Genomic DNA, 26,374 nt, shown 5'->3' on the forward strand with positions numbered 1-26,374 from the left:
ACTGGTTTTAAGCAACAAAGTAAGCCGATTATTTACTCGCCGGAGCCGCTAGCGGTACTTTGACGGAAACGGGCATATTAACCGTACCTGCATAAAACGCCAAGATTTTTGCCGGAACAGTACCGATGTTTTTGCCGTTATGCGCGGTGTTAACCACTTCAAAAAAGGTTTCGCCCGCTTCGATGCGTTTTTTCGTGCCGTCTGCTAAGGTCACTTCCAAGGTGCCTTCAATCAGCAGTTCAAAAGACGGCATCGGATGATAATGCCAGCCCGTTTCGGCATTGGGGGCAATTTCTATTAATAGCCCCGTCACTTCGGCAGTGCCGTTAGGATAGGCAATAGCCTTGCCGTCCCAAGTGTGGCTGCTTTTAATCATCGGGGTGACTTTTATCGGCGGGTTAGTAGCAGAGGTCGCGCAAGCGCTCAATACAAAGGCTGTGAGTAATGGGAGAAAAGGCTTAGACATGACGAAAGGCGGCGGGGTAGGGGTAATAAGGATAAGGCGCATTGAAACACGCTTTTTACATCATGGCGAGCAGTGTTTTGAGCCAGACGTGCAGCGCATATAGAACCCAGCATTAAGCAAATGGCAGGTTACTAGGGCATCGTGCAATGGCTAAAGACCATTGCACTCCACGCTGAGCGCTTAATAATACGGCTAAACCCGTTCGATACCGCCATTGCTGTGCTTTACCAGCTTATCCAGCAACCGCCCTTCGGCATCCAGCAATTCCAATTGCAGGGGCATTTTGCCGACCGCGTGGGTGGCGCAGGACAAGCAGGGGTCGTAAGCACGGATGGCCACTTCCAGATTATTCAATAAGGGTTCGGTCAATTCCCGTCCTGACAGATACTCCGCCGCCACTTGCCGCACCGATTCGTTCATCGCCTGGTTATTGCTGGTGGTGGAGACGATTAAATTGGCTTTGGTGACAATATCGTTTTCATCGACTTGATAATGGTGGAATAAGGTGCCGCGTGGGGCTTCGATAACGCCTATGCCTTCGTAGCGTTTTTCGCCCTGCGCCACCAATTCGCCGCCCAACAAATCGGCATCGTGCAACAAATCCTTAATGCTTTCCGCACAATGCAGCACTTCAATCAGCCGCGCCCAATGGAACGCCAAAGTGCTATGCACCATCGCTTCGGGGCTGTGCGCCTTAAAGTCCAGCCGAGCCGCTTCGGCTAAGGGCGTGTTGATAAAATCGCAATTATTGACCCGCGCCAAGGGCCCGACGCGATACCAACCCGCCTCCTTACCCAACGCCAACAGATACGGAAATTTCATATACGTCCATGAGCGGACTTCTTCATGGATAAATTCGTTATAGCGGCAATAATCGACATGATCCATAATGGCTTCGCCCGCCGCGTTATTGGCGCGGATACCGCCGTGATACAACTCTAAAGCCCCGTCCGGTTTAATCAGGCCTAAATAATTGCTGCGGATGGTGGCAAATTCATCATAATACGGCAAATTGGCGCAATGGACTTTTTTGACTAAAGCCACGGCTTGGGCAGACCAACTGATAATTTGGTCTATATCCGCCAATAAATAATCCCGCTCGGCTTTGTTCAAGGCCTTGTTCATACCGCCCGGAATTGCCCCCGTGCCATGTATGCGCTTACCCGATACCATGCGGATCACTTCTTGCCCGTATTTGCGCAGCTTAACGCCTTGCACGGCAATATCGGGATAATCCGCCAACACGCCGATAATATTACGTTTGCCGATGTCGCTTTCAAAGCCGAACAATAAGTCGGGGCTGGACAAATGGAAAAAATGCAGCGCGTGCGATTGCAGCACCTGCCCGAAATGCAGCAAACGGCGCAACTTATCGGCGGACACGGGTAGGTTTTCAGGGTCAATGCCGACCAATTGGTCTATCGCCTTCGCCGCCGCCAAATGATGGCTGACCGGGCAAATGCCGCACAGGCGTTGCACTAAGACGGGCAATTCCCAATAAGGGCGGCCTTGGATAAAGCGTTCAAAGCCACGAAATTCGACAATGTGCAGCCGTGCTTGCTGGACTTTATTGTCGGCATCGAGCAATAAAGTGACCTTACCATGCCCTTCGACACGGGACACAGGGTCAACAACGACACGTTTCAGGCTGTCACGGTTTTCGGCGGTTTCTAAGTGTTCGTACATGATTAGTCTCGATGGCTTATCTCAAAGGGATGGGCAGTTGGGCGAAACTTGGGGGTATCGTCATGACCCTGTACTGACGACCTTTTCCACACGCGGTTGCGTGCTGTCTACCGTCCGAAAGCCTAAAGCACGGCAATGTGCTTCGGCAGCGTGGGAGTAAGCGACCAAGTCATTATTATATTGTGCCGCGAGGTGTTCACGGGTAGCGTGAAGCTCGGTAATAATCGGATCAGGCCATGGTGGTGTTTTATTCATGGGAGAACCTCCATTAATTCAAAAGGTGTGACTAATTCAGGCAGCCGGTAGCCTTTGGCGGCGCAAAGGCCACGCATAACAGGCAGTTGTACCGGATTTGCGATGTGCGTGCAATTCCAAGTCAGCAAAACGTCGATTTCATGATAAGCCGCGCAGGCAATATGCAAAGCGTCAATTCTTGCTTTAGCAGGCAAACCTCCACCGAGCAGCAAAAATTCCGCAAGTTGGGGGATTTCATCCGTAATGGGCAAAACGTGTAGGGCGCGTAATGCCCCAATACGTTCTGCCGCCGCTATTGGATCGCCAGCACTGGCCTCTTCCACCACATAAGGTGAAATGTAAGACGCAACGGTAAGCCGACCGGAATCCCACCATGCTTGAGTAATCTGTTGGCAAGCCGACCTAATAGTGTTGTTGCTTGGACGCGCTGTCAAGTAACTGACCACAGATGTTTCAATATAAACACGCTGTATCGTTTTCGCCATTGTCTGTTTTTTCCTAAAGCCTACTAATAAGGGGGAGGGGCACAAGCGCTATCCGCACTCCACACATTACGCCTTACCGCACTGAATAGTCAGAAACCATAGTCTCATTTCTGTATTCAATCATAATGCACCAAGCCATAGTCCAATTTAGGCTCCCTGCCCGCCAACAAATCGGTCAAAAACGCCCAAAACACATCCGCTGAGGGCGGGCAGCCGGGTAGGTAGTAATCTATCTTCACTACCTCGTGTATCGGGCGCACTTTATCCAATAATAGCGGCAGTTCAACATCGTTGGGGATTTGTGGGTTTTCTACACCGATGCCGTCCAGATAGGCTTCGGCTAGGCATTCTTCCAGCGGGATGAAGTTACGCATGGCGGGTAAGCCACCGTTGATGGCACAAGCACCGACCGCAACCAAGATTTTGCACTGTTTGCGGAATTCACGCAGGGTATGGACGTTTTCGGAATTGCACACACCGCCTTCTATCAGGCCGACATCGCAAGGGCCACAATGCTCTATATCGGTTAAGGGCGAGCGGTCGAACTCAACCAACTCGGCAAGTTGGACGATGCGCTCGTCAATATCCAAAAACGACATGTGGCAACCGAAGCAGCCCGCCAGTGAAGTGGTGGCTATTTTAATTTTATTCGCCATGCGCTTGCTCCGTTGCCAAACTGACGGCATCAATGTCCTGATGGTCATAAACACGTTGCCCTATCGGCACTTGATAGGCGGTGCGTTTGCTGATAATCGCCCCGGTCGGGCAGATATGCGTGGCCTTATCGGTGACGGCCAAATCGGTATCTTTCAGCAACCCGCTTTCGGCATTGACGATCAGATGCTTGTTAATGCCGCGCCCGCTGATGGCGAAGACATTTTTGCCGTCGTGTTGTTGGCTAGCCCGCACGCACAGGGTACAAAAAATGCAACGGTTATGGTCGATCAGAACATCGGGGTGCGATGCGTCCATTTGGCGGTGCGGATAAAACAACGGAAAATGGTCATCAAGCATATTCAGATGGTAAGCCACGGCCTGTAATTGGCAGTTGCCGGTCTTTTCGCAAGACGGGCAAAAATGGTTGCCTTCGACAAAGAGCATTTGGGTGATTTTTTGCCTATCGGCATTCAGCTCTTGGGTGTTGTTCAACACATCCTGGCCTTCAGCGGCGGGGAAAGTGCAGGCCGAACAGTTACGCCCATTGACATTGACGGTACAAAGCTTGCAACTGCCGTGCGGGGTAAACTCAGGATGATGGCATAAATGCGGGATATAAACCCCGGCGGCGGTGGCCGCCTGCATAATGGTCTGCCCGTCTGCAAACGGAATGGCTTTTCCGTCCAAAGTGATAGTCTTAGTCATGTTCTGCCTCTATTTGTGCCAGATGCGCGGCGGGGTCGTTGCGGTTCGCCATGCGCCGGGCGGTCTCTAAGGCCGCATCCAGATCAAAGCCCGGTTCATAACTGATTTTTTTCAATTGGCTTTGGTAGACTTCGGGGAAGCGTTCCAAAGTCGTTAAAATGGGGTTGGCGGCGGTTTGTCCTAGCCCACAATGGCTCTGGTTTTTGACCAATTGGCAAAGCTCTTCTAAAGCCACCACATCACCCGCCGAGCCATGGCCGCTAATAATTTTATCCAGTTGTTTTTTCAGCAAAGACGTGCCGACCCGGCAGGGCGTACAAAAGCCGCAGCTTTCGTGGGCGAAAAAGTGGGTGAAATTATTGACAATATCGAGCAGGTTGCGGCGGGTGTTAAAGATAATAAACGAGCCGCCCGTCGCCAAATCTTCAAACGCCAACAGGCGGTGCAGCTCTTGGGCGGAAATGAACGTCCCCGACGGCCCACCGACTTGTACGCCCAGCACATCATCCGCGCCACAGTCGTTAAGGATAGTTTGGACGCTAGTGCCGAAAGGGTATTCATAAATGCCTGGGCGGCGGCAATCACCGCTGATGCTGAGGATTTTTGTCCCCTTAGATTTGTCCGTGCCGATGCTGGCGAAACCTTCGCCGCCGTTTAGGGCAATATGTGCGGCCGCCAAAAAAGTTTCGACATTATTAACGACCGTAGGCTTGCCAAGATAGCCGTGCGTGACCGGATAAGGCGGACGGTTACGCGGTATGCCCATTTTACCTTCCAGCGATTCGATCAAGGCCGATTCTTCGCCGCAGATATAAGCCCCCGCCCCCAAACAAATGCTAATGTCGAAACTAAAGTCTTGGCCTAAAATCGCATTGCCCAATAAGCCCGTTGCCCGCCGCCGGGCCAGAACGGCCTGTAACGGTTCATACAGGAACAAGTATTCGCCGCGCAAATATAAAAAGCCTTGGCTAGCCCCGATCAGTGCCGCGCACACGGTCATACCTTCAAACACTTGCTCGGCATAGCTGTTCAGCAACACCCGGTCTTTAAACGTGCCGGGTTCGCCTTCGTCGGCGTTACAGACCACATAACGCACCGCATCCGCTTCTTCGGCACAAAACCGCCACTTCATCGCCGTTTTAAAACCCGCCCCGCCGCGCCCACGCAAACCGGATTGCTCAAGTGCCGCCAGCGTTGCCGCCTTGCCTCGGCTAAACATCGCCTGTAAAGCGGCTCCTGGTGCTACGGTTTGGCTTAACAGGAGGGCGGTTTTTTGGATATTGTCACTGACTACAAATAATTCGGCAGGCCATTCTGCCACGGGCTTGCGCTGGCTAATCAAATCAGCTATCTGGTCAATTTTGGCCTTATCCAACCGCGTCAAAGCCCTGCCGTTTACCAAACCCGCCGGCCCTTGGTCGCATAAGCCCGTACAGGACGTGTTATCCAAACTGACTACGCCATCCGCGTGTACCCCACCCACCGGCACCTGTAAACGTTCGGACAAATACGCCATTAACTCCGCTTTGCCGAGCATTTGGTCGGTAATCGAGTCGCTGATCAGCAGTTCATACTCGCCCTGGGGCTGTAAATGGAAAAAACTGTAAAACTCCACCACGCCGATGATATGGGTGCGGGGAATGTTTAACAATTCGGCCAACTGTTCTATCGCCGCTGCGGGTATATAATGGTAACGGCCCTGCACCGCCCTTAAGATGGCGAGCAACTGCGTGGCTTGGTAGCTGTGTTGTGCTGCGAGTTCCTGAATAACGTGTCTCATGATTGCCGCTGCCTATATTGGAAAAGTACCTCGGATGATCTCTAGTGATACCCCCGCTCACCGGACTTGCCTAAGACCTTAAGCCTTTGGCTGGCTGGCGGGTAAAATAAAAACACTACATTTTATATTGTATCATGGATGACCGTTAGCGCTCATTACACAGCAGATGGTCAGTCAGGGCAATTGCATTAAAACCTAGCTAACACGCGGATATACTGTGAACGGCCAAGTTTTCGGCTTTTACAATTTACCGTAGGGTACGCTGTACCCTACCAAAAAAACCGAAAACTTGGCTGTTTGAAGTATAGAATGGGGGATTTAAAGCCTGTTATCCATGCCTTTTATTTTCCAGCAAAGTCGTCTATACTTGGGTAATTGAAAGTATTCGCATCCGCAGGCAATCCCATCATAAGGAAAGGCAATATGCTAGGTAAAACATCACGCATCACCGTAGGCTTGTGTCTGGCTTTAGCCGCCCACTCCCTTAACGCCGCCACTAATGTCGTGCTGGCCCGTTATACGTTTGACGATAGCCTGATCGAAACCGGCCCCGATACTTTTTTCGTCGTCGAAAAAGCGCGGGGCAGGGTTGCCCTCAGCAACCAATTCGCCTACAGCGGCGACCGTTCGGTACAACTGCAAGATTTCGCCAACGACCACGACTTTCCTGAGCTGCAAGGTGCTTTGCCCGTGCAAAAAAGCGGCAAGCTGCATTTTCATTTTGCCTTCATGATTGCCGACCCTAGCCAAGCTTTAAACATAGCCCTAGCCGGCCCGCAACATTTTGGCCTCAGACGTGATGGCATCAGTTTTTGGCTCCTGACAGAAAACGGTCACTTAGCGCATATCAGCGCCAACACCACCCAACCCCTCTTCACACCCCAGCCCTTTGTGTGGTATGTCACCGACATGATTTATGACATTCCGCGCGGGCGTTACAACTTGCGCATCACAGACGGCACTAAGGTGCTGACCGACTTGAAAGAGGTCGCCAATGCCGCCGATATACCCGGCTCGGCAGTCAGTAAATACTCCTTCATCGGCGACCTCTGGGAAGACGTTTCCAATGTCAATTACTTTATCGACGATGTTACCCTAATCTCCAGCGTTAGCGACACCCCGCCGCCGTTTGTCGCCCCAGGCCGCCGGAAATTGTTTATTGACCGCTGGCAAGAGCAGCAACGCCACCTACAGCGCAAACCCGCTTGCCTGCCCGTCGCCGCCCCCGAAGACTTCGGCCTGTCCTTAAGTTGGCTGAAAAGCAACCTCAGCACCGACGAGTTACGGACATTCAAACAAGTCTTATCCGGGCAACAGCCCCCTGTCACCTTACCCGCTTCGGTTGAAGCATGGCGTAGCGGTATCGGGGCATGGTATCAAGGCTGCCATGCCCTAGACGATGGCCAAGCCCAACAAGCGGCGGCGGCGTTTGCCACGGCGCGGCAACAATTACCCGGCGGGGTGTTGGTCGATTTGGCGCATATCCAAACCTTAGCCGCCCTGCGCCAGTGGAAGGACTTGGACGGCGAACTGGCCAAAGCATCAGGTTTATGGGGTGAGGATGTCAGATACAGCGTGGTGGTCGGGCAAATCGGTTTTCTGCGCGGCGACCTGCAAGTGTTTGACCAATGGTCTGGAGTGGATGCGGAAACCCTACCCGAAGCGGATTTTATCGCCTGGGCAAACGCTTATTTCGGTGCGCCGTTAAGCACCGAAAGGCTCGGTGTAATGCTAGCCGACCCGCGCCAAAGCCCGTGCCTGCAACGCTATGTCATCGCCGAACAATATTTTTTCAGCCTATTATGGCGTAACTTAAACGACCAAGCCCTAGCTTACGCGCAACGCCTAGCCACGCACCTTGCCGCCGTACCGAAAGCCCGCGCCTTATGGCTAGAGCGTAGCGGCGATGCCGCCTTTTTAGACGGACACAGAAAAGCCGCCGCCAACGCCTATCTGGCGGCAGTCGCTTTGGTCAGTTATAGCCCAGGGGCTTTAGGCAAACTATCGGACTTAGCGCACTTGTCCGGCGACGCCACACAGGAGCGCAACTACCGCGAAGCGGTTTATGGGTCTTTACGGCAGTAAACGGAGTGCGATGGTCTTTAGCCATTGCACGATGGCCTAACCGCGTGTACTAACGTTTAGCCTATCGTTTGCTTAACGCCGGATCCTATAATCCGTTCAATTCCATACAAGGAAGGTCTGGAGACAGACGAACACAATTAAGCTGTCTATTATCCCACGCTATCAACTAGCTAAAGCTGGCCTGATAAGCCGTCTTAATCGGTATATAAACCCAGTCACAGGTTTTCTCTTGTAATGGTTCATAATACCGTCAATCTTATTATGCACTTGATCGTGCATGTGGACTTTACGCGGCATGGCGACTCTCCTTAAGTGTATGGGGTTAGGCCGTGCAACGGTTACAGCCCGATACCCTTACCGGCCCCCACCCTGCTGATACTGCCTAAATGATGGATAAATAATACCACGTCAGCATAAGTTTAAGCTGTAACTTTTTCACTTGAGGTGTTGTGATATATTACCCAAGCCTCTGCACCTAAAAGGAGCAGTGTGCTTCAACAGAGTAACTCTGCCATTTCACCTACTCAACGGCGGGCTTGCAAATGGCGTGTTGGCAATAAATAGCCTTGACACTTTAGTGTTCTACTCTTATCGTAGAATAGTTTTCTGACAAAACGCCGCCACAGCCCGATTCAATAAAACACCGTTAACAAAATTATCATACTATGGGTTACCCTATCAACGGAATAAAGGCGTTAAACAGGCAGGTTTTTCGGTAATTTCTGGGGTCGATATGCAAACAGTCACCGTTTCTGAACAAGGTCAAGTTATTATCCATTTAGAGATAAAACGGCTGGGAATTAACCCGGGCAGCCAGCTTAATTTTATTCTGGAAGGTTCGGATTTAAGGATTGAAGTTATGCCCGATATTCAGCCAACCCATCCTGATGATGGCTACGGACTCCTTGTCTGCAAGCAACCGGGCGAAAGGCATTTGGCAGATTTTGATGCTGCATTTTAGTTAAGAATAAACTGTTATTTCTTGGAGAAATTAAGCGCAGTGACTGAAGAAGATATAAAAGTTAAATATGTTCTTCCTTGGCTAGAACAAGCGGGGATAGCACTACACGAGATACAGCTTGAACGTACGTTTTCTTTGAATATTGGCCGCCAGTCCGTTATTGTCGGTGTCGGGCAAACTAAAACAAGGAAGAGAGATACTATCTGCTGCCGTTTGGATATCCTTGTCAAGCGGAATGGCCGAAATCTTTTGATCTTCGAAACCAAAGCTGATGGCCTTCAACTGACCGATGATGACAGAGATCAAGCCATATCGTACGCCCGTCTTGTGCATCCCATAGCACCCTATACTGTTGTAACTAACGGTAGTGACTATCGGCTTTACGACTCTGTTACGAAGGCTCGGATTGATCCAAAGGACATTAATATCCGTGGATACGGCATAGTATTGCCAGATGAGGATATTTTAGATGCTCAATTGCTTTTCTTTGCCCTGAATCCTGACAACCTAGTTACTTTTTGCCGTTCGCAAGTTGCTGACGAATTACGGATTGTCAAAGGAGCGCTAATAGATGGAAGAAAGTATGTTCCTGAGCTGCATGTTCCGAGAAGCGCAATCCAGAAAGACGTTGAAGAATTCTTCTACCGTTCATCATTACCCGGACTACTTTTGATTGGACAATCCGGGTTTGGTAAAACATGCGAGATGTGTTGGCTTGCTGAGAGTCTTCTCGATGCTGGAAATCCAGTATTATTCTTTAACGGCAGTGCGCTTGAAGCCGGAATTACCGAAGCAATAGCAGAAGTATTTTCATGGACATTCAATGGCCCTGACCTGCCTATTCAAGTCGTACGGCACATCGCGAAACTGGCAGGAAGAAGTAAAACGCTGACAATCATTGTAGACGCTATTGATGAGTGGATATATACATACCGCGTAAACCATTTGAGTTCGCTATTGAGTGCCGCCGAAAACAATAACATCAAAATAATTGCCAGTTGTAAGACATCTGCGGTCGAGCAGTTTACTTCGGTACGAGGCAATCCCACAAAAATAGAAATATTGACAAAAAAAGCAGAAACTGGAGCGTTTTCAGATAGGGAGTTTTTTTCTGCTATTGATAAATATCGGCAGGCGTATCAATTTTCTGGTAATTTCGAGGACGCAGTGCTTAAAGAGGCAAGCAGCAATCCGTTCTTACTGAGAGTCTTCTTTGACGTTGCTCAGAACTCAAGCCTCAAGCATTTAACTTTCAGCTCAGCTGAATTTTTCGATGCCTACTTTCGAAGATCTATCAGCCGGACAGCAGATGAGCGGCAAGCGGAATATACCTTAAAAGCAATCGCCGGACTTCTGTATCAACGCAATACCGATCAAATATTAGAAGATGATATTCGAACCTCATTGGGCTTAAGAGTTAACGAGTCTATTATGGAGGAATTGTTTGAGTACGGTATCCTTTTGCGTAGCGAAACTGAGACTAGGACATCGGTAGTCAGTTTCTATTTTCAGCAACTTAGGGATTACATAGTTGCGTTTAAAGTGCAGCGGTTCAATGCAATGTCCCAACAGCAACTAGCGGACGAGTTCGAGCAAGTAACCGAACTGTGCGTTAAGGCAGATATTTTCACGCTCTACTATCGATTGGCTTCTTCTAAACACAAAATTGTTTTCGATAAATACGTTCGGGAAAACGCCACTCGCTATCTACACTTCTATACGTCTTTTGTTCAACAACATTTCCCAGCATTGCGAGAAGTATTCACCCCCCAGACAGAAGGTCGGATTGGGTTTATCGGTGAATTACTCCTGGTTAAACGATGCCTTGGAGGCTACGGTTTTCGATCGCTAGGAGAAACTGACAATGAAGTTCACTTTATGCCAGCACAGCAAGTGCTAGGAAAGTCAAACCTTGCTTATCTGGATGGAGCTGATCAGCTCCACTGGACAGGAAGTGCCTGCGGCTTTCGAGATGGGATAAACATAAAATCCGAAGTAATTAACTACGAACTGTTACCGCAGCTAGAACAGCTTATAAAAGAGGGGCTACTTAACGAATCGCATTGCCCAGAGATGCTTGTGGAATTTATTGTCGAGACTGTTTTACGAAACAAGGTAATCTTTAAGGAGTTACTTAGTGTTGACGGCCTCTCTATTCGATATCCTCTTAAGTACGATGAAGTCCTAAAAAAACTATTGCGCGAAAGGTTGATTAGGCACTACCGAGAAGAGCTAATTTCGACAAAGAAAAGAAGCGGTGAAATCAAGGAAATATGGGATGGTAGCATTGTTAGTTATTTCTCGAACTTAACAGCAGAGGAGGAGAAACAAATATTAGATGCAGCTGAGGACTCGCTAAATTCTGGTCATCTGCCAAAGTTTCACGCTCGCTATGGTGATCTTGATAAATTGGAAAGCTCGCTCGTAAGAGTGATAAATTCGCTTAATACAACCAATATCGAGATTAACAGCCCATTATTTGATGGGGAAAGCAAGGTAAAAACTGATGTGACTAGAGGTCATACAATCTCGGATGATGACGTTAAAAGCTATCTGGTGTGGCTGTATTCGGTTTTTCTTGAAAATTACAAAAGCATTATTGAAACAAATTTTCCTACACTAAAGCAGCACTTTCAAATATACTCAGAAATGCCTATCTCGATTCATTTAGTATTAGGCAGTACAGAAAAAAACCACTTTGGCCGCAACACTTTTACTCCGTTAGATAAATATTTTTCTGAATCTCAAAACAATATTAATGAAGTGAAAGTCGTTGATGACTTAGTGTGGAATACGGACGATTGTTGGCATTTTAGTTCGGGCGGAATAAAATTCCAAAATTTTCGAGTAACGCAGACATCCTTGGAGTTTTTGTTTTTTAGCCGTTCTGGCTTGATAAATGATGCCTTTAAAGAAATGACATTGAGAAAACTTGTATATGGGACAATCGCGAATGAATTTAAAGTTTTTAAAAAAGTATTATTAACCCAGTTTAAAGATTAAAATAACATATAGGCAATAACATACAGATTAGTAATCTGTATCAAACGCATCATTTTAAACGGTAATAATCGACTGTTATCCAATTATTTTTGCGTATGCCTCCCCAGGTCCATCAAATTAAATCCCCCACTCCGCCCAAACCAACGGCTCCGGCAACGGCGTAGCCGAGAACTCCAAATGAATAACCCGCCGCTGGCAGTCCGACACGGCTTTTTTCGAGGCATGTAAAAGCAGCGGCCTGAACAACATCACATCACCCGCTTGCACGGCGCATAACTGTTTGCCCCTAGCCTTTGCCACGCTCGCCGCCTGTTGGGCGGGCAAGCGGCCTAGGGTATGCGAGCCGGGGACGACCCATAACGCGCCATTGCTGTCGTCGGCGGCATCTAAATGGATTCTGACGGTGAGCAGGGTTTGTAAAATGGCGACGGGCGGTTGCATATAGGGGATTGTTTCTTTACAAGACCAGCCGCTAAAGCCAGCGACTTCGTGCTGTGCCTTTACGGCAATCGCCAAATCCTGATGCCAAGCGACTTGCCAATTAGTGGTGGGGCTTTTGTTGAAGAACACCGAGCGGATGATGGCGGCATCCGGCCCTAAGATAGGTTCGACCAGCTCCCGAATAGCCGGAGAGTTGGCTAATTGCCGCAAGAGCGGATATTTGTCTAATAGCCCGCGTATTCCGGGTACAGGTTTATGGTCGGGCGGTTGTGTCAGTAGCTGGCGCAGGGTGGCGATTTGTCCGCTGTCTAGCCTGTTCGGGACAATGGCAAAACCCTGTTCGGTTAACTGTTGTTGCAAGGCCATTACAGCGCGTTGGGTATTAACGCCACTAAGTCAGTAACCCCCACATCCACGCCCGCTTGGCATAATAAGGTGGTGGCTTGGCCCCGGTGATGGGTTTGGTGGTTGAAAAAGTGCATGATCAGGCTAAAAAAGTCTTTGTCTCCGGGTACGCCTTTGGTACTGACATAATGCAGGATATGCGTTAAGTCCGGTTCGGTGATGGCTTCTGCCCATTCGACAATCACTGTGTCCAACCATTGCCGATGCTCGTAGAGGCCTTGTAGATCGGTGAAGAGCTGTTGGTCTAGCGCGGTCGGGGTGGGCAAGCGGGCAACTGGCCCTAAGGCGGTGTACAGGGCAGGGTGTCCGGCGAAGCGTTTCAGCCACAGCGTATCGGCAACCAGCAAATGGTTTAAAGTGCCTATTATCGAACCGAAAAAGGCTTTTTTATCGGCGACCAGTTCCGTTTCCGGCAAGGTTAGTGCTGCTGTAAACACCTTAATGTTCATCCATGCGTTGTACTCGGCCATTAGGCGGATATGTTGGGTACATCCCATGCTGGTTTTCCTCAATAGGGTTGAAAATGAAGCGGCAAGGCGAGCCTGTTGATTTTGGAATTTACAGGGTTTGGGCTTGATGTTCAACTTTTTAATATCGGGTAGCTGAACTATTTATCCGAATGTTAAAAACGTGATGATCGGGCAAAAAAAAGCCCGGCAAGCTATGTCAATAGCTTGCCGGGCTTTTAAGGTCGAAGGGTGTTAATTGATGGTCAATTTAGTCGCTAACACCGTATTGCTGGCGGTGTCGAGTTTACCGCGCCAAACGGCTTTCATACCGACTTGGATTGCTGGGGCATTCAGCAGATAAGCGGTTTTGCTGTTCCAAATGATTTTCTTGGCGCCTACCATAATGTAATTGCTGCCAAAAGCACTGATTTTGGCGTGTCCGGCATCTGCCACACTGTAATTAGGCTTAGGCTTCACCACCATTGTTGTGGCATGGCAAGCGCCGATACCGTCCAGCGTACCCGAAAACGTCACCAGTTCTCCGGTCAGGAAAGTTGTCGTACCACCAGTAAAGGTTGTTCCGGCAGGGGTCGGCGTATACCAAACATGGTCTGAGGCCAGTAAACCGCTATTGATGACCAGAAACTTGCGTCCTATCGATTTGATGGGCGCATCGGTTTGGCTACAGGCAGGATTACCCACCGAAGAAATGGTTAAGGTGAGGGATTTGCTGTCTGTTTTGGCGGCTTGATCGGTCACGGTGTAAGTGGCGATATTGGCCCCTGCCGACCCTACGGCTGGCGTACCCGACAATAAACCGGAAGCCGAGAGCTGTAAGCCAGCAGGCAGCGCGGTCGCGGTCCAAGTATACGGCGGCAAACCGCCTGTTGCTGTTAACTGGCTGCTATAAGCAGCCCCTTCGGTAGCGGCGGGTAAAACGGTGGTGCTGATCACTGGCAGCAAAGCCAAGGGGTTAATAATGCTAATCGTATAGTTTTTGCTGATGACGGCATTATCGGCATCGGTGGCGTTAACGGTGAAGGTAAACACGCCTGCTTCGGTAGGCTTACCCGATAAGACCCCTGTACCCGAATCGATAGCTAAGCCTTGTGGCAAGGTGCCGCCGCTGACGGTCGTGACGTAAGGCGTATTACCGCCAGCCACCACAGTCCGTTTGGTATAGGCCACATTGATTTTGCCGTCTTCGATATGTTCGATCAAACCCAGCGGGGCGGCGACATCAAAGCCGACCATTTGCGCCCCGGTATAATCGCCGACCACCACATCGGTGCTACAGGTGTAGGTATAACTGTTGCCGCTGGCATCGGTAACATCTACTTTGCCTATGCCATGCAGGCCGTCTTTAGCGACCACGTCGCACATCGCTTCGCCCGTTTCGCCATCTAAAGATAAAGGCTCTCCGGCGTATTTATAAAACTCATAACGGCGGGTGATTTGTTCGTCGCCGTTATTCAATGGCTCGGCTGCACCGGGTAACTGTAATTTTGCTTTATTGAGGCCGTTAGTTTGCGCTTGCAGCAAATACCATTCGGTTTCCACTTGGGCGGGTTCGCCGTTCGTCCAATCCGCTTTGCCGTCGCCATTTTTATCGGCGCTGCTCAAATCATCCAAAGGCAGTTTGATGTTGCTATGCAGTTGGGTCTTAATCACTTTTACCCAAGACGGTACGCCAAATTCTTTAACGGGCGGTACAGGAGGGGCAGGGATGACCGCTACCACTTTTGCCGGTTGGGCGGCAACAGGCGGCTGATAAGTCCAAGACGGCGCCGACATCAGCACTTCTGGCCCTAAGACCAAATTGCCGGGGGCACTGGGGTTGTCAATCAGCCAATGGTATTTAATGATGCCTGGGGCAGAATAAGACACGCCGAAATGCTCACAGCCGATATTCACAGCCGGATTGGTGCACTGATGGCCTTGGGTGGGCGGGAATGGCCCGGCGGGCATGGCCGTATAGCTTAAATAATTGCCTGCCGCATCTTTTTTGCTTTCATAACGGACAAACGTTTTCGGGTGCGCCGGGTCGCTGTTATCTTCGGTAATGGTCGGATGGCCGTAATGGTTCCAATCGTAAGTGTATTGGATTTGGGTGCTGTGGACATCGTCGATTTCGATTTCAAAGCCGTGGGTATCTTCCCCGGTATCGTTAACCGCATCAAAATTGCTCAAGGAACCATAAGCCGTACTGGCTTGCGCCATAGGGCTTAAGGCATAAAGGCACAGTAGCGGCAGTAATTTTTTCATTAGGAGGCTTCCTATTTATGTTGTGGATATAACGCTCCTTAAAGCACAGCCTATGCCATTTTAATATTATTATTATAAACAATTAGTTATATTGTATTTATAGAACATAACCCTACAATTTTTGCAGGTATTGCGCAAAAATCGTAGGGGTTTTTCCGTAGTTTGCAGCCTAAGCGTTAAGCCTATAGCCGCAGATCTTTCTCGACCTGCACCACCGCGTCATTGCCCGCTATGGTCAGGATGCTAAAGCCCAATTTTTTCAGCAACGATAACATAGCGGTATTTTCAGCCAGGACTTCGGCGGCAAATAAGGTATTGCCTTGGCTTTTTGCGGTTTGCATCAGGCTGTTCATCAGCTTGGAGCCTATACCTAAGCATTGACAATCGTCGGCGACCACTAAGGCAAATTCCACCGAATGGCCGTCAGGGTTTCTGATATAGCGCCCCACACCTAACTCACGCGGCATACCTTCCGCTTCGGTGACGGCGACAAAAGCCATTTCCCGGTCATAGTCGATTTGGGTAAAACGCACAATCATATCGGGGGTCAGTTCTTGCGAGGCTTGCCGGAAGCGGAAGTATTTGGTTTTGGCCGACAAGCGGCTGACAAAATGCTTTTCCATCACCGCATCTTCGGGGCGAATCGGGCGGATGCTGATATTCAGGCCATTGGCTAACTGATAATGGCTGATCAGCTCATGCGGGTAAGGGTGTATCGCCATGTGCGCATAACGGCTCATTTGGTGCGCGACTTCGGCTTTAATCCGCGCATCGACGGCAACGGCCCCGTGGGCATCGACAATCAAGGGATTGATGTCCAGTTCCAAAATTTCCGGCAACTCGCTGACCATTGTTGAGACATTCAGCAACACTTCCACTAGGGCTTGGATATTGGCGGGCGGCAAGTTTCGGAACGCCTGCAAATACTTGGCGGCTTTGGTTTTTGCCAGCATTTGTCCGACCATGTAGGCGTTCAGCGGCGGCAGGGCGACGGCGCTGTCTTTTAAAATCTCCACCATCGTGCCGCCTAAGCCGACGCTGATGGCCGGTCCGAAGACCGGATCCCTGACCACGCCGATCATAATTTCCCGGCCACTGGGCGAGCGGAACATCGGCTCGACCGTCATGCCGACACTCGTTATTTCTGGATATTTTTCCCGGATGGCTGCGGTCATCTCACCAAAGTGTCCGGCCAGTTCTTGGGCGCTGGTGATATTCAGGCGTACCCCGCCAATATCGGACTTATGGCTAAATTCCGCCATATTGACTTTTAGCACCACCGGAAAGCCCATGGTTTCGGCGGCGATCATCGCCTCTTTGGCATTGCTGACGTTAATGGTCTGCGTCACCCGAATATGGAAAGCCGCCAAAATGGCTTTGGCTTCTTGGGCGGTCAGAACTTGGCGGCCTTCCGCCAACACCCGCTCGATAATCAGCCGCGCCCCCGCCACATCAGGAACCGCCAGATCATCGGTGGGCGAGGGGATTTGTTTTAACAGGATTTGGTTTTCGGTGTAATGCGCCAAAAACGCAAACGCATCCACCGCCACTTCCGGGGTGTTAAAGTGGGCGACATTACTGTTGGCAAACAGATTACGGCCCTCCTGTACCCGCGCCCCGCCTGTCCACGTCGCCAAAACGGGTTTGTTACTGGCTTTGGCACCAGCAATAATGCTCTGGGCGACTTGGGTCGGATGGGTCATGGCTTGCGGAGTCAGAATCACCAAAATGCCGTCGATATTGTCATCCGCCAAGCATATATCCAAGGCTTTTTGGTAGCGTTCCGAGGTGGCATCGCCCAATATATCAATCGGATTGGCATGGGACCAATGCGGCGGCAATACTTGGTCCAAGGCCTGAAGGCTGGCTGTGCTCAGTTCCGCCATTTTCACGCCGACATCTTCGGCGCGGTCGGTGCTCATCACGCCGGGCCCGCCAGCATTGGTGATAATCGCCAAGCGTTTGTCGTTAACGCTATAATTGTTTGCCAAAATCCGCGCCGCCGAAAATAATTCGGTGATGCTATAAGCGCGGACAACACCCGCTCTGGCAATCGCGGCATCAAAGACATTATCACCGCCAACCATCGCCCCGGTATGTGACATGGCCGCCTTACAGCCCGCTTCATGGCGGCCCGATTTGATTAAAATAACGGGTTTAAGACGCGCGGCGGCTTTTAGGCCGCTTAAGAAGCGGCGGGCATCGCGTATGCCTTCGACATACATCAAAATGCCTGTGGTGTGGGTGTCGGTCGCCAGATAATCCAAGACTTCGCCAAAATCAATGTCCGCCGCCCCGCCCATCGACACCACGGTGGAAAAGCCGATGTCTTGGGCTTTTGCCCAATCTAAAATGGCCGTACAGACCGCCCCCGATTGCGATAGTAAGGCCAATGTGCCGTCTTTAACGACCCCATCGCCAAAGGTGGCGTTCAATTGGCCGCTAGGGCGGATAACTCCTAAGCAATTCGGGCCGATAAGGCGTATCCCATAACGGTGGGCAATCGCCAGCACTTCTTGCTGCAAGCGTTTGCCTTCTTCGCCTAGCTCGCCGAACCCGGCGGTAATGATAATCACGGCCCCCACGCCCTTTTCGCCGCATTGCCGGACAATGCCGGGCACGCTGGCGGCTGGGGTGGCGATCACCACCAAATCGAGGTCTTCGGGGATTGACAACACATCCGCGTAGGCAGGTAAACCCAGCAAGGTGTCATGCTTATGGTTGACCGGATATAAACCGCCGCTAAAACCCGCTTCCTGCATATTGAGCAACAAGCGATAACCTACGCTGTCTTCGCGCTCAGACGCGCCGACAATAGCGACACTGTTGGGGGTGAAAAAACGGCTTAAATAATGCAAATCCATCGTGGCTCCAAAGTGTGGTAAGGATAGGCCTAAAAGGGTAGCATTTTTTAGGGTTATTGATGATGACTATTTTAAACTTTGTAAATTCAAACCAAAGGCGATGGTATCGTTTGTTGCTTTAGAGCATAAGCTATAGGTTTTTTGAAAAACCGCTAAAGAACGTTACGTCACAGGTTTTACACAATGTCCGGCTTTTTAAGTGGACTTAAAATTGAATGGGGTGTTGGTAATTTAGGCAACAATCCCGAACTATACTTCAAACGGTCAAGTTTTCGGTTTTTTTGGTAGGGTACGCTGTGCGTACCTTTAAAAACCCTCATAAAATCAGTGCAAAAGGTACGCACAGCGTACCCTACAGTAAATTGTAAAAGCCGAAAACTTGACCGTTCAGAGTATATCTCTACAGCAAAGCGGGGGGGCTTAGGATACCCTTAGAATGCTTCATGCCCATTTTTAGCTAGATTACAAAAGTATCCTTCTGACATTAATGATTTGCCAATCTTATCTGGTGGGCGTAAATTTCTTTAGCCGGAAGGTCAATGCCCCGATAGGTTTTAGTTAAGGGATATTATAAGTTTTTTTCCATATCACGTTAATTTAGGATATTTTAATGAAAGCCATAGTTATGACAGCAGTTGGTGACAGCGGCGTGTTGGCCTTGCAAGAGATTGCCGAGCCGCAAATAAGCCACGCTACCGATATTAAAGTACGTCTATATGCTGCCGGGGTTAACCCGGTCGATACCAAAATCCGCCGGAACGGCCTGTTATACCCTAACGCCCTATTGCCCGCCGTATTGGGTTTTGATGGGGCGGGCGAGGTGGTGGCGGTCGGCCCGAATGCCGACCAGTTTAAGGTGGGCGATAAAGTGTGGTTTTGTCATGGCGGTTTAGGGCGGGAGCAGGGCAATTACGCCGAATATACCGTACTTGACCAGCGTTGGGCTTGCCGGATGCCAGCGGACTTAAGTTATGTCGAGGCCGCCGCTGCCCCCTTGGTGCTGATCACGGCATTTGGGGCTTTGTTTGCGCGGGGTGGCTTGCAAGCCGGGCAAACGGTGTTGGTGCAAGCGGGGGCAGGCGGTGTCGGCCATGTAGCCGTGCAGTTAGCCAAGCTTGCTGGGGCGCGGGTCATTACGACGGTCAGTTCCGCTGAAAAGGCCGAATTTGTCAAATCTCTGGGTGCGGATGAAGCCATTATCTATAGCCAGACCGATGTCGCCGATGCCGTCAGCCAGTTGACCTCTCAGCAGGGTGCGGATTTGGTGTTCGATACCATTGGCGGCGATACGTTTAAGGCCAGTATTCCACTAACGGCTTATTATGGTCGCCTAGTCACTTTACTGGAGCCTAAAGCCGTTGATTTGGGCGAAGCGCGGGTGCGCAATTTATTGTTGGGTTTTGAGCTGATGTTAACGCCTATGCTGCGTGATTTGCCCGCCGCTCGCGACCGATATGTTGCGATACTTAAACAATGTGCGAAGTTTATTGATGCAGGGAAATTAAGTATCCATGTCAGCCACGTTTTGCCATTAGCGCAAGCCAGCACCGCGCATGATTTGCTTGAGGCAGGACATACCACTGGTAAGGTGGTGTTGTCTATTTAAACTTCATTTTTCGATTTCCGCGTATCACAGCATTTTTTTATACGGTGGTAGGGAGAAAAATGTGCGCAGTTTGCCAGCGTTGAGCCTTTCTGTCCATATCACCAAAAAATGCGATAGACAGGCTTTCAATTATAAGAGGATAAGCATGGATTCGATTGATATATTTCCGTGGAATGACAATTTTAAGACTGGGTTGCCTAACATTGACGAACAGCATAAGAAGTTAGTCCAGTTAATTAATAGGCTTGCCAGTCATGTGGCTTTCCAGTCCGATATTCCTGCATTGAATGCTATTTTTGATGAGTTGGCAAACTATGCCGTTTATCACTTTGACACAGAAGAAGCCATTTGGCACAGATATTTTCCTGAAGATGCTTTAGAGCTTGGTCACAAAGCGACCCACAGGCACTTTATAGAAACGATTTGCCAGCTAAAGGAAGATAAAGCTAACAAATCGCCAGAAAAAGTCATCAATGAGGTTTTGGTATTCCTGAGCCGCTGGTTGGTCGCGCATATTTTGGAGAATGACCGTTACCTTGCCATGATTGTTTTGGCTATGCAGGCAGGCATACCATTAGAAGTCGCCAAGCAGCAGGCTGATGGACAAATGCAAGGGACAACGGGGACGCTAATTGACATCATTCAGTCCATTTATGAAGGTCTCTCAACCAACACCTTGGCTTTGATGAGGGAGTTAATGGAGCGTCGGCGTGATCAGGAGTCATTGAGAAAACTTTCGCTGGCCGTAGAGCAAAGCCCCAGCTCTATTGTCATCACCGACCTTAATGCTAACATTGAATTTGTCAATGAAGCTTTTGTTAAAGCAACCGGGTATAGCCGCACCGAAGCACAAGGAAATAATCCAAATTTGCTGCAATCGGGTAAAACCCCGCCACAGACTTATCTGAATATGTGGGATACATTGCTGCGCGGGGAAGTTTGGCAAGGCGAATTTATCAATAAGCGTAAGGATGGCAGCGAATATATCGAATTGGCGTTGGTTTCCCCAGTTTGCCAAGCAGATGGGGTGGTCACACATTACCTGGCTATCAAAGAAGACATTACCGAGCGCAAGCGGCTTGAACGCCGTTTAGCGGAACAATTGGCGTTTACCCAGGCAGTGATTGACGCGGAAGTCGATGGCGTCGCCGTCTGCCATAGCATCGCTGAACCGCCTTATGTCCACTTTACGGTGTGGAATCCCAGTATGGAAAGCATCACCGGGTTTTCCCTGGAAGAAATTAACCGCTTAGGCTGGTATCAGACGGTGTATATCGATCCCGATACGCAACAGCGGGCGAAGCAGCGTATGGAGCGTATGCGCCAAGGTGAACACATTCAAGGCGAAGAATGGACGATTACCCATAAAGATGGCGGCCATCGGACAGTGCAAATCTTTACTACCCTGTGTGCCCAGGATGCTGACGGGGCGCATGTGCTAGCCGTTATGCACGACATTACTAAGCGCAAACGGGCTGAGGTAGCCCTGCGTGAATCGAACCAGTTACTCCATTCACTGCTTAATTCCATTGCCGAGGGGGCTTATGGGGTAGATACCCACGGCAACTGCACGTTCGTCAACCGGGCATTTTTACGGATTTTGGGATATGAAAATACCGATGAAATTATCGGCAAACATATCCATGAACTTATCCACCATTCTTATCCTGATGGCCGTCCTTACCCTGCCAGTGAATGCCGGATGTACGCCGCTTATAAGCGTAACCAAGAAATACATGTTGAACAAGAAGTTTTTTGGCGCAAGGACGGCACTGCCGTACCCGTCGAATACTGGTCGCAACCGATTATTACCGACGGCGTGATGATCGGCGCAATTGCTACGTTTGTTGACATTAGCGAACGGAAAAAAGCCGAAGAAGCCAGCCAGTTAGCCGCACAATATGCCCGCAGCCTGATTGAGGCCAGCCTTGACCCTTTAGTGACTATCAATGGCGAGGGTAAAATCACCGATGTCAACACGGCCACGGAGCAGGTGACGGGTGTGCCCCGTGATAGCCTGATCGGCAGTGATTTTGCCGACTATTTCACCGACCCTGAACAGGCCCGCCGGGGCTATCAGCAGGTTTTTTCACAGGGGGCCGTGACCGATTACCCGTTGGCCATCCGCCATACCTCCGGCAAAGTCACCGATGTGCTTTATAATGCCACGGTATACCATGACGGTAATGGTAAGGTGTTGGGGGTGTTTGCCGCCGCCCGTGACATTACCGAACGTAAGCAGATTGAAGCTAAGCTTATCAGCAGTGAATACCGCCTGCGTACCATTATTGACAATGAGCCGGAATGCATCAAAATTATTGATGCACGAGGTTTGATCGTCATGATGAATCCGGCGGGGCTGGCTATGTTGGAGGCCGAGCACTTGGATCAGGTGCTTGGCAAAACGGTGCTGAGTGCCATTGCCCCCAAATACCGTAAAGCTTATACCGAACTGCACGAGCAGGTCTTGGCAGGTCATACCGCTCAAATGCAATATGAAATCACGGGCTTTAAAGGCGGCTGCCGATGGTTGGAGACCCATGCCGTGCCCATGAAAGAGAGCGATGGCTCTGTGGTGCATTTAGCGGTTACCCGTGACATTACCGAACGTAAGCGGGCTGAACAACAACTGCGAATCGCCGCCACTGTCTTTGAGTCACAAGAAGGCATGATGGTGACGGATGCCGATCAGGTCATTCTTAGGGTTAATAAGGCCTTTACTGACATTACCGGCTACACTGCCGAAGAAGCGGTCGGCAAAACCCCCCGTATCCTCCAAGCGGATAGGCAAGACCATAGTGTATATACCAGCATGTGGGCAAAAATTAATGCCACGGGGGCTTGGGAAGGTGAAATTTGGAGCCGCCGCAAAAATGGCGAAACTTATCCTGAATACCTTACCATCACGGCAGTTAAAGACCAAGACGGTATGGTCAGCCATTATGTGGGTACGTTGACTGACATCACCTTAAAAAAAGCCGCCGCCGAGGAAATTGAAAAGTTAGCTTTTTATGATCCGCTCACTGGCTTGCCTAATCGGCGGCTGTTGTATGACCGGATAAAATCGGCCTTGGCCGCCAGCCACCGTAATAACCGTAAAGGGGCGTTACTCTTTATTGATTTGGACAATTTCAAAACGCTGAATGATACTCTGGGTCATGACATGGGGGATTTGCTGTTGCAACAAGTGGCCGGGCGTTTGAGTGCTTGTGTCCGTGAAAATGATACGGTGGCGCGGCTAGGGGGGGATGAATTTGTGGTGATGCTGCAAGATTTGGACGACGAGGGTGATGCGGCAGTACAACAAACGGCCGCTGTCGGCCATAAGATACTCCTTACGCTTAACCAACCTTTCCGGTTGACAGAGTATGATTACAGCAGCACGCCCAGTATTGGCGCGACGGTTTTCAACGCTTATGGGCAAAGCGTAGAAGAATTGTTAAAAAATGCCGACATCGCCATGTATAACGCCAAAACCTCAGGCCGCAATACGTTGCGTTTCTTTGACCCGCAAATGCAGGCGATAGTTCACAATTAATGCCTTTATGGTAAAGTAACTGGGGATACGGCTTTCGGCCCCACAGATTATCTGGCAGACCTGTCATAAGCCGGAGCAAAGCGGCGCGAGGCTAACTTGGTAGGTTTTGAAACATTAGGGGGAGTCTTTTGAGCGTCAAAGGGTATCCCGTGATGCTATTTTCAGCACTTCATGGAATGCGGCATCTCTTTATGAAATGGTATATGAAATGACTATTTTTTCCAGGAATTACTTTTCTGGCTTAACTGGTTCTTGGTTGCTTCCCGCATTTGTGTCAGGGGCAGTGCTGTTGGTTGGTTTGGGCATTAGCGGCGGATTATGCTGGCAAGCAAAACAACAAGATGCCGATAGTCTGCGGGCGGCATTCGAGTCGGCAGCGGATATGGCCATAGATAATATCAATGACCGTTTTAATGTTTATGCCGTCGTCATGCACGGTGTCCGCGGTTTTTTCAATAGCAGCGTGGCCATTTCATTTAACGAATTCCACACTTACGTGCAAGCGTTGCATTTGTACGAAAAAGCGGGTGTACAAGCCATAGGTTTAGTCATGCTGGTGAGCAATGCCGAAAAGGCCCGGCATATTCAGGCCATGCGTCAGCAGAAGTCAGCGGATTACCAAATCAAACCGGACGGACAGCGCGATTACTACGCGCCAATCATTTATATAGAACCGTTTGCCGGCGATAATCTTAAAGCGTTCGGGTTTGATCCGTTAACCGTACCCGCCGCCCTTAGCGCTATGGAGCAAGCCCGTGATGCCGATAATATTCGTATCACTTCCCGAATTGCTTTGATACAAGATACCGATAAGCCTTATGTCTATTCTTTCGTCATGTATCTGCCGCTGTATAAAAAAGGGGCGGAATTTGCCACGTTGGCGCAACGGCGGGCGGCTATTATCGGCTGGGTGGATGTGCCATTCCGCATCAACGATCTGATGGCGGGGATCCGCCGCCAATTACCTACAGACATTAGTCTGGAAATTTATGATGGCATTACCCTATCCGAGCAAACGCGCTTGTTCCAATCGGGTATAGGTCTTGAGGAGAAAAGCCGGGGAGCGGATAATTTACAGACTAGCCGTTCGATAGTGGTGGGCGGACGGCAATGGGTCGTGCGGATGACGGCGGCCCCGGCTTTTGAAAATCGAGCCATATACCGCTATCGGCCTGAATTAGTGTTTGCTACCAGTGTCACTTTGACGTTGCTGCTGACTTTACTGACTTGGCAATTGGCCAGGAGCCGACAAACTGCCGAAATCCATTTCCGGCAGTTGTTCAGGCAAGCAGGTGAGGGCATACTTATCTTAAATGATGACCACCTGATTTTAGATGCCAACAACACGGCTTTGACTCTGTTGGGGTATAGCCGCGCCGAGCTTTTATCGTTGCATTTACCGGCTATTTTGGCGACGGTTGAAAACGTCAGCCTACCCGCATTAGCTAGTATGGCGGAGAGCGGTGCGGTGTCCTTAGAGCAATGGCGGTATAGGTGTAAAAACGGTACGGAATTTCCGTCCGAGGTCAGCGTCCGCCGCTTAGACGGGCAGCGGTACTTCGCCATTTTGCGTGACCGTACCGAACGCCAGAAAGCCGAGCAGCGTATCCTAAGGTTGACGCAACTTTATCAGGCCTTAAGCGAAACTAATCAAGCCATCGTGCGTATGGATAACGCCAGAGAATTGTTTCCACTGGTCTGCCGCTGTGCGGTGGCTTTTGGTGGCATGAAAATGGCTTGGATTGGCCAGCTTAACGAAGCGGATTTAGTGATCGTACCTGTCGCTGCCTATGGTGTCGGCCAAGAATATCTTGACGGTCTGGTCATTTCCGCATCTGCCGATGTTGCGGAAGGCTTAGGGCCTACAGGGACAGCATTGCGGGAAAATCGTCCGGTGATTATTAATGATTATCTTAATAACCCTATGACCATCCATTGGCATGAACGTGCCAAGCACTTTGCCTGGGGGGCGGCGGGGACTTTTCCTATCCGGCGCAATGGTAAGCCTTTTGCTGTGCTCACGGTTTATCATAATCAAATTAACGCTTTTGACACGGAAGCCATAGAGCTTCTTAAGGAAATGGCCTGCGATATTACTTTTGCTTTGGATAATTTTGACCGGGATGTCCAGCGTCAGGCCGCCCAGAAAGCCTTGGCCGAGAATGAGGCAAAATTGTCGCTGATTATGGAAAATGTCAGCGCCTATATTTATTTAAAGGATAAGGAAGGGCGGTATCTATATGTGAACCGCCCGTGCCTTGAGTTGTGGGGGTTAACGATGGCGGACGTGATCGGTGTTACGGATGAGGTATTGTTTGATCACCAACTGGCAGCAAAAATACGCGCTGATGACCGGCATTTGTTTATGACGGGCGAGATTCTCCGGGGCGAAGAAACTGGAACGGCAACCAAAACAGGTAAGACAGCGACTTATTGGGCCGTTAAAATGCCTTTACGTCATACTGATGGCAGTATCTATGCTTTGTGCGGCATTTCGACCGACATCACCGAACGTAAGCAAATAGAAGCGCAACTCCAGCAGCAGCTCAAGGAGTTACGCCAATGGTTTGACATCACCTTGGGCCGCGAAGAGCGGGTGATGCAACTGAAAACGGAAATCAATAAATTGCTGGGGCGTTTGGGTGAGCCGCCCCGCTACGCCGACCCCGCCTCCGACTTGGAAGCTTAACATTATGTCCGATACCGTTATGGGCTTTATCTGT

The 26,374-nt window shown here is 50.0% G+C and carries 17 protein-coding genes; 6 read left to right on the forward strand and 11 right to left on the reverse strand.

Features of this window, described 5'->3' with window-relative positions; translation table 11 throughout:
- Positions 1 to 28: 28 nt before the first annotated feature.
- From CEK71_RS01405 to CEK71_RS01430, 7 genes are all read right to left on the reverse strand, one after another.
- Entirely contained in the window at positions 29 to 508 is a 480-nt protein-coding gene (locus CEK71_RS01405; RefSeq protein WP_198328416.1) for a cupin domain-containing protein, read from the reverse strand.
- Positions 509 to 658: 150 nt separating this feature from the next.
- A complete protein-coding gene (locus CEK71_RS01410; protein ID WP_088617709.1) occupies positions 659 to 2,152 on the reverse strand; it encodes a Ni/Fe hydrogenase subunit alpha in 1,494 nt (497 codons plus the stop codon).
- A 60-nt stretch (positions 2,153 to 2,212) separates the two neighbouring features.
- A complete protein-coding gene (locus CEK71_RS22375; protein ID WP_157678915.1) occupies positions 2,213 to 2,407 on the reverse strand; it encodes a hypothetical protein in 195 nt (64 codons plus the stop codon).
- A complete protein-coding gene (locus CEK71_RS01415) occupies positions 2,404 to 2,892 on the reverse strand; it encodes a type II toxin-antitoxin system VapC family toxin (protein WP_088617710.1) in 489 nt (162 codons plus the stop codon). The genes CEK71_RS22375 and CEK71_RS01415 overlap by 4 nt, the downstream gene beginning before the upstream one ends.
- Positions 2,893 to 3,008: 116 nt before the next feature.
- Positions 3,009 to 3,548, reverse strand: a complete 540-nt coding sequence (locus CEK71_RS01420) for an NADH-quinone oxidoreductase subunit B family protein (protein ID WP_088617711.1) — start codon at positions 3,546 to 3,548, stop codon at positions 3,009 to 3,011.
- Positions 3,538 to 4,254, reverse strand: a complete 717-nt coding sequence (locus CEK71_RS01425; protein ID WP_088617712.1) for a 2Fe-2S iron-sulfur cluster-binding protein — start codon at positions 4,252 to 4,254, stop codon at positions 3,538 to 3,540. The genes CEK71_RS01420 and CEK71_RS01425 overlap by 11 nt, the downstream gene beginning before the upstream one ends.
- On the reverse strand, positions 4,247 to 6,034 hold the full coding sequence (locus tag CEK71_RS01430) for an NAD(P)H-dependent oxidoreductase subunit E (RefSeq protein WP_088617713.1): 1,788 nt from the start codon (positions 6,032 to 6,034) through the stop codon (positions 4,247 to 4,249). Before CEK71_RS01430 ends, CEK71_RS01425 begins: the two co-directional genes overlap by 8 nt.
- A 423-nt stretch (positions 6,035 to 6,457) precedes the next feature.
- Between CEK71_RS01430 and CEK71_RS01435 the strand changes: the two genes are divergently transcribed.
- The 3 genes from CEK71_RS01435 to CEK71_RS01445 all read left to right on the forward strand — a co-directional run bounded on the left by CEK71_RS01435 (position 6,458) and on the right by CEK71_RS01445 (position 12,083).
- On the forward strand, positions 6,458 to 8,119 hold the full coding sequence (locus tag CEK71_RS01435; protein ID WP_088617714.1) for a hypothetical protein: 1,662 nt from the start codon (positions 6,458 to 6,460) through the stop codon (positions 8,117 to 8,119).
- A gap of 733 nt (positions 8,120 to 8,852) precedes the next feature.
- Positions 8,853 to 9,080 carry an AbrB/MazE/SpoVT family DNA-binding domain-containing protein gene (locus CEK71_RS01440; RefSeq protein ID WP_088617715.1) on the forward strand — a complete coding sequence of 76 codons (228 nt, stop codon included), beginning with the start codon at positions 8,853 to 8,855 and terminating at the stop codon, positions 9,078 to 9,080.
- A gap of 39 nt (positions 9,081 to 9,119) precedes the next feature.
- Positions 9,120 to 12,083 (forward strand): NACHT domain-containing protein, encoded by a 2,964-nt coding sequence (locus CEK71_RS01445; RefSeq protein ID WP_157678917.1) that lies wholly within the window; start codon positions 9,120 to 9,122, stop codon positions 12,081 to 12,083.
- Positions 12,084 to 12,200: 117 nt separating this feature from the next.
- Here CEK71_RS01445 and CEK71_RS01450 read toward each other — a convergent pair whose 3' ends face one another.
- The 4 genes from CEK71_RS01450 to CEK71_RS01465 form a co-directional block, all read right to left on the reverse strand.
- Positions 12,201 to 12,890: a phytanoyl-CoA dioxygenase family protein gene (locus CEK71_RS01450; protein WP_088617717.1), complete on the reverse strand. Its 690-nt coding sequence runs from the start codon at positions 12,888 to 12,890 to the stop codon at positions 12,201 to 12,203.
- Positions 12,890 to 13,426 (reverse strand): DinB family protein, encoded by a 537-nt coding sequence (locus CEK71_RS01455; RefSeq protein WP_088617718.1) that lies wholly within the window; start codon positions 13,424 to 13,426, stop codon positions 12,890 to 12,892. The genes CEK71_RS01450 and CEK71_RS01455 overlap by 1 nt, the downstream gene beginning before the upstream one ends.
- Positions 13,427 to 13,630: 204 nt before the next feature.
- On the reverse strand, positions 13,631 to 15,643 hold the full coding sequence (locus CEK71_RS01460) for an Ig domain-containing protein (RefSeq protein WP_088617719.1): 2,013 nt from the start codon (positions 15,641 to 15,643) through the stop codon (positions 13,631 to 13,633).
- Positions 15,644 to 15,825: 182 nt separating this feature from the next.
- The gene (locus tag CEK71_RS01465) at positions 15,826 to 18,507 is read right to left on the reverse strand and encodes a bifunctional acetate--CoA ligase family protein/GNAT family N-acetyltransferase (protein ID WP_088617720.1); all 2,682 of its coding nucleotides are present in this window, start codon (positions 18,505 to 18,507) and stop codon (positions 15,826 to 15,828) included.
- A 610-nt stretch (positions 18,508 to 19,117) separates the two neighbouring features.
- Here CEK71_RS01465 and CEK71_RS01470 point away from each other — a divergent pair.
- The 3 genes from CEK71_RS01470 (at position 19,118) to CEK71_RS01480 (ending at position 26,340) form a co-directional block, all read left to right on the forward strand.
- The gene (locus CEK71_RS01470; RefSeq protein WP_088617721.1) at positions 19,118 to 20,113 is read left to right on the forward strand and encodes a zinc-dependent alcohol dehydrogenase family protein; all 996 of its coding nucleotides are present in this window, start codon (positions 19,118 to 19,120) and stop codon (positions 20,111 to 20,113) included.
- A gap of 145 nt (positions 20,114 to 20,258) precedes the next feature.
- A complete protein-coding gene (locus CEK71_RS01475) occupies positions 20,259 to 23,651 on the forward strand; it encodes a bacteriohemerythrin (protein WP_198328418.1) in 3,393 nt (1,130 codons plus the stop codon).
- Positions 23,652 to 23,859: 208 nt separating this feature from the next.
- Positions 23,860 to 26,340, forward strand: a complete 2,481-nt coding sequence (locus CEK71_RS01480; RefSeq protein ID WP_198328420.1) for a CHASE domain-containing protein — start codon at positions 23,860 to 23,862, stop codon at positions 26,338 to 26,340.
- The last annotated feature ends 34 nt before the right edge of the window (positions 26,341 to 26,374 follow it).

Source organism: Methylovulum psychrotolerans, assembly GCF_002209385.1.
Classification (GTDB): domain Bacteria; phylum Pseudomonadota; class Gammaproteobacteria; order Methylococcales; family Methylomonadaceae; genus Methylovulum; species Methylovulum psychrotolerans.

Excerpts from the sequence above, each read along its gene's own strand:
- CEK71_RS01480 (WP_198328420.1), top strand. The coding sequence starts at position 23,860 with ATGACTATTTTTTCCAGGAATTACTTTTCTGGCTTAACTGGTTCTTGG.
- CEK71_RS01430 (WP_088617713.1), bottom strand. The coding sequence starts at position 6,034 with ATGAGACACGTTATTCAGGAACTCGCAGCACAACACAGCTACCAAGCC.
- CEK71_RS01455 (WP_088617718.1), bottom strand. The coding sequence starts at position 13,426 with ATGGGATGTACCCAACATATCCGCCTAATGGCCGAGTACAACGCATGG.
- CEK71_RS22375 (WP_157678915.1), bottom strand. The coding sequence starts at position 2,407 with ATGAATAAAACACCACCATGGCCTGATCCGATTATTACCGAGCTTCAC.
- CEK71_RS01410 (WP_088617709.1), bottom strand. The coding sequence starts at position 2,152 with ATGTACGAACACTTAGAAACCGCCGAAAACCGTGACAGCCTGAAACGT.
- CEK71_RS01470 (WP_088617721.1), top strand. The coding sequence starts at position 19,118 with ATGAAAGCCATAGTTATGACAGCAGTTGGTGACAGCGGCGTGTTGGCC.
- CEK71_RS01415 (WP_088617710.1), bottom strand. The coding sequence starts at position 2,892 with ATGGCGAAAACGATACAGCGTGTTTATATTGAAACATCTGTGGTCAGT.
- CEK71_RS01460 (WP_088617719.1), bottom strand. The coding sequence starts at position 15,643 with ATGAAAAAATTACTGCCGCTACTGTGCCTTTATGCCTTAAGCCCTATG.
- CEK71_RS01440 (WP_088617715.1), top strand. The coding sequence starts at position 8,853 with ATGCAAACAGTCACCGTTTCTGAACAAGGTCAAGTTATTATCCATTTA.
- CEK71_RS01450 (WP_088617717.1), bottom strand. The coding sequence starts at position 12,890 with ATGGCCTTGCAACAACAGTTAACCGAACAGGGTTTTGCCATTGTCCCG.
- CEK71_RS01475 (WP_198328418.1), top strand. The coding sequence starts at position 20,259 with ATGGATTCGATTGATATATTTCCGTGGAATGACAATTTTAAGACTGGG.
- CEK71_RS01425 (WP_088617712.1), bottom strand. The coding sequence starts at position 4,254 with ATGACTAAGACTATCACTTTGGACGGAAAAGCCATTCCGTTTGCAGAC.
- CEK71_RS01420 (WP_088617711.1), bottom strand. The coding sequence starts at position 3,548 with ATGGCGAATAAAATTAAAATAGCCACCACTTCACTGGCGGGCTGCTTC.
- CEK71_RS01435 (WP_088617714.1), top strand. The coding sequence starts at position 6,458 with ATGCTAGGTAAAACATCACGCATCACCGTAGGCTTGTGTCTGGCTTTA.
- CEK71_RS01405 (WP_198328416.1), bottom strand. The coding sequence starts at position 508 with ATGCGCCTTATCCTTATTACCCCTACCCCGCCGCCTTTCGTCATGTCT.
- CEK71_RS01465 (WP_088617720.1), bottom strand. The coding sequence starts at position 18,507 with ATGGATTTGCATTATTTAAGCCGTTTTTTCACCCCCAACAGTGTCGCT.